At 45.4% G+C, this 13,003-nt stretch carries 8 protein-coding genes and 3 pseudogenes; all 11 read left to right on the top strand.

From position 1 onward, the window contains the following. Window positions 1-10: 10 nt before the first annotated feature. Complete coding sequence (locus JCM10512_RS07105; RefSeq protein ID WP_044161738.1) at window positions 11-1,495, top strand: MFS transporter; 1,485 nt, start codon at window positions 11-13, stop codon at window positions 1,493-1,495. Between the two features lie 34 nt (window positions 1,496-1,529). Beyond that, a complete protein-coding gene (locus JCM10512_RS07100) occupies window positions 1,530-2,648 on the top strand; it encodes an endo-1,4-beta-xylanase (RefSeq protein ID WP_200869095.1) in 1,119 nt (372 codons plus the stop codon). Window positions 2,649-2,698: 50 nt separating this feature from the next. After that, a pseudogene (locus JCM10512_RS07095) lies at window positions 2,699-3,675 on the top strand (glycoside hydrolase family 43 protein). 116 nt (window positions 3,676-3,791) lie between these two features. Further along, window positions 3,792-5,921, top strand: a complete 2,130-nt coding sequence (locus tag JCM10512_RS07090; protein ID WP_044161858.1) for an alpha-glucuronidase family glycosyl hydrolase — start codon at window positions 3,792-3,794, stop codon at window positions 5,919-5,921. A 166-nt stretch (window positions 5,922-6,087) separates the two neighbouring features. Continuing rightward, window positions 6,088-7,542 (top strand): ATP-binding cassette domain-containing protein, encoded by a 1,455-nt coding sequence (locus tag JCM10512_RS07085; protein ID WP_044161856.1) that lies wholly within the window; start codon window positions 6,088-6,090, stop codon window positions 7,540-7,542. A gap of 355 nt (window positions 7,543-7,897) precedes the next feature. Beyond that, a complete protein-coding gene (gene gpmA / locus JCM10512_RS07080) occupies window positions 7,898-8,644 on the top strand; it encodes a 2,3-diphosphoglycerate-dependent phosphoglycerate mutase (protein ID WP_044161734.1) in 747 nt (248 codons plus the stop codon). 54 nt (window positions 8,645-8,698) lie between these two features. Next, window positions 8,699-9,750 (top strand): annotated as a pseudogene (locus JCM10512_RS07075) (class I fructose-bisphosphate aldolase). A 160-nt stretch (window positions 9,751-9,910) separates the two neighbouring features. Next, a pseudogene (gene fsa, locus JCM10512_RS07070) lies at window positions 9,911-10,565 on the top strand (fructose-6-phosphate aldolase). Between the two features lie 179 nt (window positions 10,566-10,744). Then, the gene (locus tag JCM10512_RS07065) at window positions 10,745-11,230 is read left to right on the top strand and encodes a hypothetical protein (RefSeq protein ID WP_044161732.1); all 486 of its coding nucleotides are present in this window, start codon (window positions 10,745-10,747) and stop codon (window positions 11,228-11,230) included. Between the two features lies 1 nt (window position 11,231). After that, complete coding sequence (locus tag JCM10512_RS07060) at window positions 11,232-11,549, top strand: hypothetical protein (RefSeq protein WP_044161731.1); 318 nt, start codon at window positions 11,232-11,234, stop codon at window positions 11,547-11,549. Between the two features lie 14 nt (window positions 11,550-11,563). Next, window positions 11,564-12,994, top strand: coding sequence for a RapZ C-terminal domain-containing protein (locus JCM10512_RS07055; RefSeq protein WP_044161730.1), 1,431 nt, complete (start codon window positions 11,564-11,566; stop codon window positions 12,992-12,994). Window positions 12,995-13,003 lie beyond the last annotated feature (9 nt).

Here is a 13,003-nt window from a genome sequence, read left to right as displayed (position 1 = left end):
AAGTATTAGCATGAAAGCACAGACTCAAAAAGTGTCGATGGCCGAGAAAATCGGTTATAGTTTGGGAGACGGTTCAGCAAATTTGGTTTTCCAGATGATGATGATGTTCCAACTATTCTTTTACACCGATGTATTTGGAATTAAGGCAACCGCAGCCGGATCAATCTTACTGTTCGCTCGTGTCTTCGATGCATTTGTAGACCCTGTCGTGGGGATTTTATCCGACCGTACCAATACCCGTTGGGGAAAGTATCGGCCTTGGTTATTGTGGACAGCTATTCCGTTTGCCGTATTCTTTATACTAGCCTTTACGACACCGGATTTAAGCGAACGGGGTAAAATCATTTATGCCGGTGTAACCTATACGCTGTTAATGTCGATCTACTCATTCAACAACACCCCCTATGCTTCTTTGGGTGGAGTGATGACGAGCGATATTAAGGAGCGTACAAGCATTTCTTCCATTCGTTTTGTGACGGCCACCATTGCCACTTTTATTGTTCAGGGGCTTACACTCCCCTTGGTTTCTAAGTTTGGAAAAGGGGACGATCAGCAAGGATGGTTCCTGACCATCTCCTTGTTCGCAGTAGTTGGAGTCGTTTTGTTAGTGATAACTTTCTTCTCAGCCAAAGAGCGCATCACACCTCCTGCGGGGCAAAAGAACTCTGTATCGCAGGACTTTAAAGATATATTCGGAAGCCGTCCGTGGAAGTCGATGTTCGCGTTGACCTTATTCCTTTTCACCACATTGGCTTTGTGGGGCAGCAGTATGTCTTACTACTTCAATTACTTTGTAGACAAGGCAGCCCTTTTTGATTTTCTACAGAATTTCGGTTTAGTCCGAATAGATGGCGAAGTGTACGGAATCTGGCATAAGTTTCTCGATGCTTTCGGACTGATAGCCCAACCTGACCATAGCAATGCATTCGCTGTAGGATTCAGTTTATTCAATATGATTGGGCAAATTATAACATTAGCCGGTGTGATTTTGCTTTCCGGCTATCTATCCAACATCTTTGGCAAGCGGAACGTTTTCCTAATCTGTTTGACACTGACCGCTGTATTTACCGGAATGTTCTTTATGGTCGACTCGTCTAATATTCTGGCCATATTCATCATAAACTGTCTGAAGAGCTTGGCTTACGCGCCTACTATTCCGTTGCTTTGGGCTATGATGGGCGATGTGGCCGACCATTCAGAATGGGTGAACCATCGCCGTGCCACCGGATTAGTCTTTGCAGGTATTGTCTTTGCACTGAAAGCTGGTTTGGGGCTAGGTGGATTTATCTGCGGAATGATCGTAGACAATTTTGGCTTTGTGCCGAATGTGGTGCAAACAGAAAGCGCGATTTTCGGAATCCGTCTGACATCCAGTCTGATTCCCGCTATAACATTCTTTATCGGCGTGATAGCATTGTTCTTCTATCCGATATCCAAGGGAATGAATGAGCATGTGCAGTCCGAACTGTCTAAACGGAGAGTAGAAAATAACTAATATATTTAAGATAAGCATGAAGATGACAAAAAGAATGGCAACTACTCCTCTGTGGATTGCATTGGCACTGATGAATGTTGCTTCAGTAACCTTTGCTCAAGAGGTTAACACACTAAAAGAGGCTCTGAAAGACAAGTTTCTCATTGGAGCAGCTGTAAATACACGGCAAGCTGCCGGTAAAGACCAGGCAGGACTACAGGTTCTTCAAAAGCATTTTAACTCCATTGTGGCAGAGAACTGCATGAAGAGTGGGGAGATTCATCCGGAAGAAAATCGTTATGACTTTACGAAAGCCGACGAGTTTGTGGCGTTCGGTGAACAGAATAATATGACTATTATCGGTCATACTTTAATCTGGCATTCGCAACTTTCTCCTTGGTTTTGTGTTGATAAGGAAGGTCGTAATGTTTCACCGGCTGTGTTGAAGAAGCGCATGAAAGCACACATCACCACGATTATGAAACGCTACAAGGGACGTATCAAAGGTTGGGATGTTGTGAACGAGGCTGTAGAAGATGACGGGTCGTATCGCAAGAGTAAGTTTTATCAGATATTGGGGGAAGAATTCATACCTTTGGCCTTCCAGTATGCACAGGAGGCAGACCCCGACGCCGAGCTTTACTACAACGACTTCTCAATGGCTTATGTGGGAAAACGTGAAAGAGTAGTTCGGATTGTAGAAGATCTGAAGAAACGTGGCATTCGTATTGACGCGGTAGGTATGCAGGGACATATCGGAATGGACTATCCGGAAATCAGCGAGTTTGAGAAAAGCATTTTGGCTTTTGCCGGAACCGGTGTCAAAGTGATGATTACCGAATTAGACTTGACTGTATTGCCTATACCCCGTACGAATATCGGAGCTGAGCTTTCAGCAACTTTTGAATACCAGAAAGAAATGAATCCTTATCCGACCCAATTGCCCGAAGAACAATCGGAAGCTTGGAACAATCGGATGAACGACTTCTTCCGTCTGTTTCTCAAGCATCATGAAGTTATTTCGAGAGTGACCCTATGGGGAATAGCCGATTCGGATTCTTGGCGGAATGGTTGGCCCATGCCGGGACGTACGGATTATCCTTTGCTTTTTGATCGGAATCATCAACCCAAACCGGTAGTCGGCCGAATAATCGACGAAGCTGTAAAAAAGTAAGACTGGTTGGCGTTCCAACCATACATAAACCTTCTAAAAAGACTGAAATCATGAAAAATGAAAAGAGATATTTAGTACCCGGTGATTATATGGCAGACCCTTCTGCGCATGTATTTGAGGGCAAACTCTATATTTACCCTTCACACGACTGGGAGAGCGGAATCGCCGAAAACGATAATGGCGATCATTTCAATATGAAAGATTACCATGTGTTCTCTACGGATGATGTCATGCACGGCGAAGTGACCGATCATGGTGTGGTACTCTCTGTCGAAAACATACCTTGGGCGGGACGTCAGCTTTGGGATTGCGACATTGCTTTCAAAAACGGTAAGTATTACCTTTATTTTCCTCTAAAAGATCAGAATGATATTTTCCGTATTGGTGTGGCCGTAAGCGATAAGCCATACGGTCCGTTTGTGCCCGAACAAAATCCAATGAAAGGGAGCTATAGCATGGACCCCGCCATCTTGGACGATGGAGACGGCAAATACTATATGTACTTCGGCGGCCTTTGGGGCGGACAATTGCAACGCTACCGCGATAATAAAGCTTTGGAGAGTGCGGTGCTGCCGGAAGGAGAGGAGTTAGCTTTGCCACCACGTATAGCCCGGTTGAGTGATGATATGCTTGAATTTGCCGAAGAGCCCCGTCCGGTAATTATACTGGATGAGAAGGGGCAACCGTTGACTGCCGGAGATACCGAGCGTCGGTTCTTTGAGGCTTCGTGGGTGCATAAATATAACGGTAAATACTATTTCTCATATTCTACGGGCGATACTCATTTACTCTGTTACGCGATTGGTGATAATCCCTACGGGCCGTTTACCTATCAAGAGTTATTTTAACTCCGGTAGTAGGTTGGACTACGCATCACTCCATCGTAGAGTTTAAAGGAAAATGGTATTTGTTCCATCACGATTGCGTGCCGTCCGGCGGACAGACCTGGCTGCGTAGCCTGAAGGTGTGCGAACTGCATTACGATGCGGATGGACGAATTAGAACCATTGAGGGATTAGATAAATAATTATTGTATAACTTCACAGCCTTTGACTTAAGAAGTATCCGTTGCTGCTTGAAAGAAGATTATGTGCAGGCGGTGGATGCTACTTCTTCAGTCAAAGGCTATCTTACTAAATGCCGATGAGACTTTTATCACTACTGACTACCTTGTTTGTGCTTTGCTCGTTCGCTCGTGCGGAAGACGGGAGCGCTTTATGGCTTCGTTATGCAACAAATGGCCAATCCGAAGTTATCGTCCAACGACAATCGCCGACAATCAATATAGCTGCTTCCGAACTGCGGAAAGCCTGGCTTATGCCGGTGCCTGTTGCATTGGAAATACGGTCGGATAAAGAACATCGGGCGTTGGGAAACGAAGGTTATACCATTCGTACGACTATCGGGGCGAAGCAGGTTACGGTGACCTCTTCCGGCGATCAGGGATTACTCTACGGAGCCTATCATCTACTCCAATTGCAAGCAACGGGACAATTGGAGGGTACAAAACTGGATCGACTGGACATTTCGGAGAAACCGGATTACAAAATTCGCATCCTCAACCATTGGGATAATCTGGATGGCACAATCGAACGCGGTTATGCCGGGCATTCACTTTGGAATTGGGACGAACTGCCCGCGGTTATCTCTCCCCGTTACGAAGCTTACGCACGTGCTAACGCTTCTATCGGGATTAATGCGACCGTGTTGAACAATGTCAATGCTAGCCCCGAAATATTATCTGCCAACTATTTGCAAAAAGTGAAAGCATTGGCAGACATTTTCCGTCCTTACGGTGTGAAGGTTTATCTCTCCATCAACTTTGCTTCACCCATGGCTTTAGGTGGATTGCCGACAGCCGACCCCTTGAATAAGGAAGTCGCTGCCTGGTGGAAGCAGAAAGTGAAAGAGATCTATTCGGTTATACCCGACTTCGGAGGTTTCCTTGTAAAGGCTAATTCGGAAGGTCAGCCCGGTCCGTGCGATTACGGGCGCACCCATGCCGAAGGTGCCAATTTACTTGCTGATGTGTTGAAACCCTATCAGGGCATTGTAATGTGGCGTGCCTTTGTCTATTCACCATCCGATAGCGACCGTGCCAAACAAGCCTATCTGGAGTTTGAACCGCTGGACGGGAAGTTTCGGGAAAATGTAATTGTACAGATCAAGAACGGACCGGTGGACTTTCAACCTCGCGAGCCGTTCAGCCCGCTATTTGGAGCCATGAAGAAGACGGCTGTTATGCCGGAACTGCAAATCACACAAGAGTATTTAGGATTCTCTAATCATGTGGCTTTTCTGGCGCCGATGTGGAAAGAGTGTTTGGATAGCGATACGTATGCACAGGGCGAAGGTTCTACTGTTGCTCGCGTCACAGACGGCTCGCTTTATGGTCATTCACTGGCTGCTATTGCGGGAGTCAGCAACATCGGGAATGATGTAAACTGGTGCGGACATCCTTTGGCCCAGGCCAACTGGTATGCTTTCGGACGCTTGGCGTGGAAGCACGACCTTTCGGCCGAACAGATAGGCGAGGAGTGGTTGCGGCTTACTTTCCTTCCTGTTGCCGATGCGCGAACGGTCGGTATCGAACCGGCGGAAGACCGGGAACAACTTAATTGGTTGCTTACCCTGCTCAATGCTGAAATTCTTCAAAAGTCGAGAGAAGCGGTGGTTGACTATATGATGCCGTTAGGGCTTCATCATCTTTTTGCGTGGAATCATCACTATGGTCCCGAACCTTGGTGCGATATTGAGGGAGCTCGTGCCGATTGGATGCCTGCTTACTATCACCGTGCCGATCCGAATGGCATCGGTTTCGATCGTAGCAGTACCGGAAGCAATGCGACGGCACAATATCACTCTCCGTTGTGTGAACAATACGATGGGCTCGATACTTGTCCCGAAAAACTCCTTCTCTGGTTTCATCATGTACCGTGGACGCATTCCATGAAGAGTGGGCGTACACTTTGGGATGAATTGTGTTATACATACGACCGCGGTGTGCAAACAACCCGCCAATTTCAGAAAATATGGGATCGGGCAGAAACATTCATAGATCGACAACGGTTTGAAGATGTGCAGCATCGACTCAGGATTCAGTCGCGTGATGCTGTCTGGTGGCGGGATGCCTGCCTGCTCTATTTTCAGCAGTTTAGCAAACAAGCCATACCGCATGAATTGGAACGTCCGGTGCACAACCTCAAAGATATGATGGAGTTCAAACTCGAGATTACTAATTTTGAATGTCCGCCTTACGGATTCACCAAGTAGGGGCGGGAATGATTTTAAATGGGTAACTCCCGGATGAGGCTAAACTTACGGCCGATTGGGTTCGGAGAACCGTACGTTTTTGGTTGTAGTCTATAAAAACGGACTTGCAATCAATCGGTTTTATGATGAATTTATTACCTTTGCAGCCAATAAACAACAGAATAAGATGGCTCAAAATACATTTAGCATAGCGGGGGGCGTAGCGCGCAACCCGCTTGTGCGTTTATCCGAACCCGTTTCAGCTACCATATCCTCTGGCGAGCATATCGCTATTGTAGGGCCCAACGCCGCAGGGAAAAGTGTTTTTATCGATACGTTGCTAGGCAAATATCCGTTGCGTGAAGGACAGTTGACGTACGACTTTGCTCCTTCTGCCACCGAGACCGTATATGATAATGTGAAATACATCGCTTTTCGAGATACCTACGGGGCTGCCGACGCCAATTATTACTATCAACAACGCTGGAATGCGCACGATCAGGATGACGCACCTGATGTACGCGAGACCTTGGGCGAGATTAAAGACGAGCGATTGAAACAGGAACTGTTCGATCTGTTTCGCATTGAACCGATGCTCGAGAAGAAAATAATCCTTCTTTCCAGTGGCGAACTACGTAAATTTCAGTTAACTAAAATACTCCTTACATCACCCCGGGTACTGATCATGGACAATCCTTTCATCGGATTGGACGCTCCTACCCGCGAACTGTTATTCACCTTGCTGGAACGCTTGACGCAGCAGTCGTCCGTGCAAATAATTCTGGTGCTCTCCATGTTGGATGATATACCTTCATTCATCACGCACGTGATTCCTGTCGACGGAAAGAGAGTCCTTCCCAAAATGGAACGGGATGCTTATTTGGAAGCGTTTCGTTTGCAGCATACAGACGTCTCTTTTGATGAACTGCAACAGCGGATTATCAACCTTGCTTACGGTGAGGATGAGTATGATTCCGACGAAGTGGTCAAATTGAATAAGGTGAGCATCCGGTATGGTGACCGCACCATCTTGAACGAATTGGATTGGACGGTACGCCGTGGTGAAAAGTGGGCGTTGAGTGGAGAAAACGGAGCTGGTAAATCGACTTTGCTTAGCTTGGTTTGTGCGGACAATCCGCAGTCTTATGCTTGTGATATTAGCTTGTTCGGACGAAAACGGGGGACGGGCGAAAGTATTTGGGAAATCAAGAAGCATATTGGCTACGTAAGTCCGGAAATGCACCGTGCCTATCTCAAAAATCTACCGGCTATTGAAATCGTAGCAAGCGGATTACACGATAGCATAGGCTTGTATAAACGCCCGCAACCGAGTCAGATGGCCGTGTGTGAATGGTGGATGGACGTCTTTGGTATCGCCGATTTGAAAGACACACCTTTCTTACAACTCTCCAGTGGCGAACAGCGGTTGGCTTTATTAGCACGTGCTTTTGTTAAAGATCCCGAGTTGCTCATTCTGGATGAACCTCTTCACGGATTGGATACCTACAACCGTCGTCGGGTGAAGAAGATTATCGAAGCCTTCTGTGCCCGTCGCGATAAAACCCTAATCATGGTGACGCACTACGAAGTAGAACTGCCGAATACTATCACCGATCGCTTATTCCTGAAGCGTAACCGGTAATTGGGAAGAAATGTTTCGGCTCACTGATAATATGGCTTGAACGCTAGTCTGTTATTGTTTGATTATTAGACTATTGTTGTCTGATATTCAGCCTGTTAATGCTTGTGCTTTAGTCTGTTAATACTTAGGTCCTGGACTATTAATACCTGTTTTTTAGGTTATTAATACTTCAGCACTTGATTATTAATACCTATCTCACTCTTGCTTGTTATCCATTGTTTTATTCATTATACGCTTACCTCTTTTTGTTTATACTCGTAAAATCACTACTTCTAGGTATTGTTAACATTCGCTTTTCTATTGAACTTTGTCGGGAATCAACTGTTTATCATATATAAATAAGAAAGGAGAAGAAATGAAGAAAATAGTGTTACTCCGTCATGGAGAGAGTGCATGGAATAAAGAAAACCGCTTTACTGGGTGGACTGATGTCGACCTGACGGAAAAAGGAGTCGCTGAAGCAGAAAAGGCCGGAACCACTCTGAAACAATATGGTTTCAACTTTGATAAGGCTTATACTTCTTATTTGAAGCGGGCAGTAAAAACCTTGAACTGTGTGCTCGATAAAATGAATCTCGACTGGATTCCGGTAGAGAAAAATTGGCGTTTGAACGAAAAGCATTATGGAGATCTGCAAGGGCTCAATAAAGCGGAAACGGCCGATAAATATGGTGAAGAACAAGTACTTGTTTGGCGACGCAGTTATAACATTGCTCCCAACGCTTTGGCAGAAGGCGATTTGCGCAATCCGCGTTTCGACTATCGTTACCACGAAGTGCCCGACGCCGAACTTCCCCGTACAGAATCATTGGAAGATACCATCGGACGTATCATGCCTTATTGGGAATCGGATATATTCCCCAGTCTGCAAACCGCTCATACAATCTTGGTGGTAGCCCACGGCAATAGTTTGCGAGGCATTATTAAGCATCTGAAACATATTTCCGATGAAGAGATCGTTAAACTGAACTTGCCGACAGCTGTTCCTTATGTGTTTGAGTTTGATGAAAACCTCCAGGTGGCGAATGATTACTTTTTGGGAGATCCCGAGGAAATCAGAAAGCTGATGGAAGCTGTGGCTAATCAAGGAAAGAAAAAATAGCAGTTTGACGTTGTCAGAACTGTTGATATATGTACCTAAACAAATTATATGATTATGAGTAAGATAATTGATTTACTAGGTGATAAAGCCGGATATTATCTGGACCACACCTGCAAGACTATTGATAAATCGTTGATTCATGTTCCCGCTCCCGATACAGTAGATAAAATATGGATTGATTCCGATCGTAACATTCGCGTGTTGAACAGTCTTCAAACCCTTTTGGGTACGGGACGGCTAGCCAATACCGGTTATGTTTCGATTCTTCCTGTCGATCAGGATATTGAGCATACTGCGGGAGCCTCTTTTGCCCCGAATCCGATTTATTTCGATCCGGAGAATATTGTCAAGTTAGCGCTCGAAGGAGGTTGCAACGCGGTTGCTTCTACCTTTGGTATACTGGGATCGGTTGCCCGAAAATATGCCCATAAGATTCCGTTTGTCGTAAAACTCAATCACAATGAGTTGCTTTCTTATCCTACGACGTACGATCAAGTATTGTTCGGTACTGTTAAGGAAGCCTGGAACATGGGTGCTGTTGCTGTTGGAGCCACAATCTATTTTGGATCCGAACAGAGTCGTCGCCAGTTGGTAGAGATTGCCGAAGCATTTGAATATGCGCACGAACTGGGCATGGCTACCATTCTGTGGTGCTATTTACGTAACAGTGATTTCAAGAAAGACGGAGTGGACTATCATGCCGCTGCCGACTTAACCGGACAAGCCGACCGTTTGGGCGTAACCATCAAAGCCGATATCGTGAAACAGAAACTGCCTGATAATAATGGCGGATTCAAAGCTATCGGATTTGGTAAAACCGATGAGCGTATGTATACGCAGCTGGCTTCGGAACATCCGATTGATCTTTGCCGTTATCAGGTAGCCAATGGTATATGGGACGTGTCGGTTTGATTAATTCGGGAGGTGAGTCTCACGGAGCTTCCGATTTACGGGATGCAGTGATTACAGCTGTTGTTAACAAACGTGCCGGAGGTATGGGCTTGATCAGCGGTCGTAAAGCATTCCAGAAACCATTGAACAAAGGAGTCGAATTACTGAATTCTATTCAGGATGTTTATTTGGATAAAGCAATTACAATAGCTTAATCCGTACTTTTAAGTGATAGGGCGGAGTGTCATCGGTTTGTTAACTCAAACGGAGATACTCCGTTTCATTTTATGAGAATAATACGGAACAGTTCGGAAGAATAGGAATTATTTCTTATCTTTGACTGATAGATAGTTAACCCTTTAAATAACAGTAAGTATGAAATTTTTTATTGATACAGCCAATTTGGAGCAGATTCAAGAAGCTTACAATCTTGGAGTGCTCGACGGAGTAACCACCAACTTCGCTTATGGCCAAAGAAGGGATTAAAGGTGTTCAGAACCAACGTGAACATTATGTGAAGATATGCAACATTGTCAAAGCCGATGTTAGTGCCGAAGTCATTGCGACCGATTATGAAGGCATGATTAAGGAAGGCGAAGAGTTGGCAGCACTCAATCCTCACATTGTTGTGAAAGTACCTTGCATAGCCGATGGTATCAAAGCAATCAAATACTTCACCGGTAAAGGTATTCGTACCAACTGTACCTTGGTGTTTTCTTTAGGGCAAGCGTTGTTGGCGGCTAAGGCGGGAGCTAGTTATGTGTCTCCGTTTGTTGGCCGGCTGGATGATATAAGTGAAGACGGCATCGGGCTTGTTGCCGGAATTGTCGATATGTACGCTCGCTACGGTTATCAGACTCAGGTCTTGGCGGCTTCCATCCGGAGCACCAAACACATCATTGAATGTGTGGAAGTAGGAGCCGATGTAGCTACCTGTCCGCTCAGCGCAATCAAAGGTTTATTGAATCATCCGCTTACAGACTCAGGACTGAAAACGTTCCTGGCCGACTACAAGAAAGTGAATGGTTGATTAGTTTAAAAGTAATAAACTGTAAGTGGTGGATAGCATGTGGGGGTTGCTCTGCATGATTATTCATCACTTCTTGGTTGTGTACTAGCTGAAAAAGGGCACTCTTCTCCCATTCTTTTTGGGTCTAAATAATAGATTTTGGACATTATTTATTTACCTTTGCGAAAAATAACATACCTATGAAAACTGGAAACTATTTGAAACTTATTCTAATGTCCGTTCTGACACTACTCTGCGTCTCTTGTAATGATGACGATGAAGATAATACACTGCGCTTTTCAGAATCGATTGTAAATAATACGTTAGAAGTCCTCTACCCGAGTTCTGATCCCGAAGGTTCCGTCGGTGCTGTGACTATTCTGGGCGGTGATGCGAATTATACGATTTACTGCGATAAGCCTTCTGTGCTGACAGTCAACAAGAAATTTCCGAATGCTTTCATTCTCTATCCCCAAGACTGGGGAGAAGCCAATGTGATTGTCGTAGATGGTACCGGTAAGGCAATTGTATTGAAAGTATCCGTCAATCAACAGCACGAAAGCAGTGTGGTAACTCAGCGTACTGTTCGCATTGTTGGTGGTGAGACACTAACTACAGAGCAGCAAGCACAGATACGGGAAGAGGCATTAAGTACCATCTGTTCTCGCGAATGGAGGAGGCTATGAGATGATAGGCGATGATCCGACCTGTTATTCCAAGGGCTCGTTAACAATCTATCCGCGGGAGTTCGGCAAACAAGCAGAAGCCATAAAGACAACCTTCGCTTTTGTGCCCTTCGATGAACAATTGGCGGATTGGAAGCCTACTTATGTGTTCACGATTGATGGAGAAGAAAGACGTTTCTATTCGGATATCTATTTCCCGGAGAATACTCGGATGAGTGTGGCTCCGCCGTTGGCATGGGTCGAAGATGTAACAGAGAGAATTCAATCCCATTATGCGGGAGTTAAAGTATACACCCAGCAGGTTTGGGTTAGCAAGTAAAATATAGTAGTAGAATGATTATAGACGAATTACAGAAACTTTATCGTTCGTATACGGGAGTTCCTGCGACAGATATAACGGAGTTGCCATCATCCGGTTCAAATCGGCGTTACTTCCGACTGACAGGTGTACAGTCATTGATTGGTGTGTGTGGAACGTCGATCGAAGAAAATGAATCTTTCCTGTATATGGCATCGCATTTCCGCAAGTGCGGCTTACCCGTTCCTGAAGTGTACGGTGTGTCTGCCGACAAAACGTACTATTTACAAGAGGACTTGGGCGATACGTTGCTGTTCAATGTGATTGAAAAAGGGCGCGCTACAAGTGTTTTCTCTGAAGAAGAAAAAGAACTGCTTCGTAAAAGCATCCGTTTACTTCCCGCCATTCAGTTTGCCGGAGCCGACGGATTCGATTTTACCCGTTGTTATCCGCAGTCAGAGTTCAATCAACGTTCTATCCTTTGGGACTTGAACTATTTCAAGTACTGCTTTCTCAAAGCAACGGGCATGGAGTTTCAGGAAGATAGGCTGGAAGATGATTTTCAGAAGATGAGCGATGTGCTGTTGCGCAGTTCTTCCGCTACGTTTATGTATCGTGACTTTCAAAGCCGCAATGTGATGGTGAAAGAGGGTGAACCGTGGCTGATCGACTTTCAGGGAGGTCGGAAAGGCCCATTCTACTATGATGTGGCTTCTTTCCTTTGGCAGGCCAAAGCGAAGTATCCCGATAGCCTTCGTCGTGAATTGCTTACCGAATACCTAGAAGTTCTTCGTAAATACAAACCGATAGACGAATCTTACTTCTATAGTCAGCTTCGTCACTTTGTGCTTTTCCGTACGTTGCAAGTATTAGGGGCTTACGGATTTCGGGGCTATTTTGAAAAGAAACCTCACTTTATACAAAGCGTGCCGTTCGCCATCGAGAACCTTCGCGAACTGCTGAGAGAAGAGTATCCTGAATATCCGTATCTCTGCAAAGTGCTTCGCGACTTGACCCAACTCAAACAGTTCACCGATGACTTGAAGAAGCGACAGCTTACTGTCAAAGTGATGAGCTTCGCCTATAAAAAAGGAATACCCAACGATCCCAGTGGAAATGGAGGAGGCTTTGTGTTCGATTGTCGTGCGGTGAACAACCCCGGCAAGTATGAACGCTATAAACCTTTTACCGGATTGGACGAACCTGTCATTCACTTTCTCGAAGAGGATGGCGAAATCTTTCCGTTTCTTGAACATGCGTACGCATTGGTAGATGCTTCGGTGAAACGCTATATGGAGCGTGGATTCACAAACTTATCTGTTTACTTCGGTTGTACGGGCGGACAGCATCGGTCGGTATACTCTGCCCAGCATTTGGCGGAGCATATTAACCGCCAATTCGGTGTGAAAGTAGAGTTGGTACATCGGGAACAGAATATAGAGAGCGTATTCGACGCGAAAGGATAGTAACTTATT

The organism is Bacteroides reticulotermitis JCM 10512 (genome assembly GCF_000517545.1).
GTDB lineage: Bacteria > Bacteroidota > Bacteroidia > Bacteroidales > Bacteroidaceae > Bacteroides > Bacteroides reticulotermitis.
Note: the sequence above shows the minus strand (reverse complement) of the source record. Positions and strands in the feature narration are given on the sequence as shown.

What these genes read in the sequence shown, in the direction of transcription:
- gpmA (WP_044161734.1), top strand. Translation starts at nt 7,898, where the DNA reads ATGAAGAAAATAGTGTTACTCCGTCATGGAGAGAGTGCATGGAATAAA.
- JCM10512_RS07105 (WP_044161738.1), top strand. Translation starts at nt 11, where the DNA reads ATGAAAGCACAGACTCAAAAAGTGTCGATGGCCGAGAAAATCGGTTAT.
- JCM10512_RS07055 (WP_044161730.1), top strand. Translation starts at nt 11,564, where the DNA reads ATGATTATAGACGAATTACAGAAACTTTATCGTTCGTATACGGGAGTT.
- JCM10512_RS07065 (WP_044161732.1), top strand. Translation starts at nt 10,745, where the DNA reads ATGAAAACTGGAAACTATTTGAAACTTATTCTAATGTCCGTTCTGACA.
- JCM10512_RS07090 (WP_044161858.1), top strand. Translation starts at nt 3,792, where the DNA reads ATGAGACTTTTATCACTACTGACTACCTTGTTTGTGCTTTGCTCGTTC.
- JCM10512_RS07100 (WP_200869095.1), top strand. Translation starts at nt 1,530, where the DNA reads ATGGCAACTACTCCTCTGTGGATTGCATTGGCACTGATGAATGTTGCT.
- JCM10512_RS07060 (WP_044161731.1), top strand. Translation starts at nt 11,232, where the DNA reads ATGATAGGCGATGATCCGACCTGTTATTCCAAGGGCTCGTTAACAATC.
- JCM10512_RS07085 (WP_044161856.1), top strand. Translation starts at nt 6,088, where the DNA reads ATGGCTCAAAATACATTTAGCATAGCGGGGGGCGTAGCGCGCAACCCG.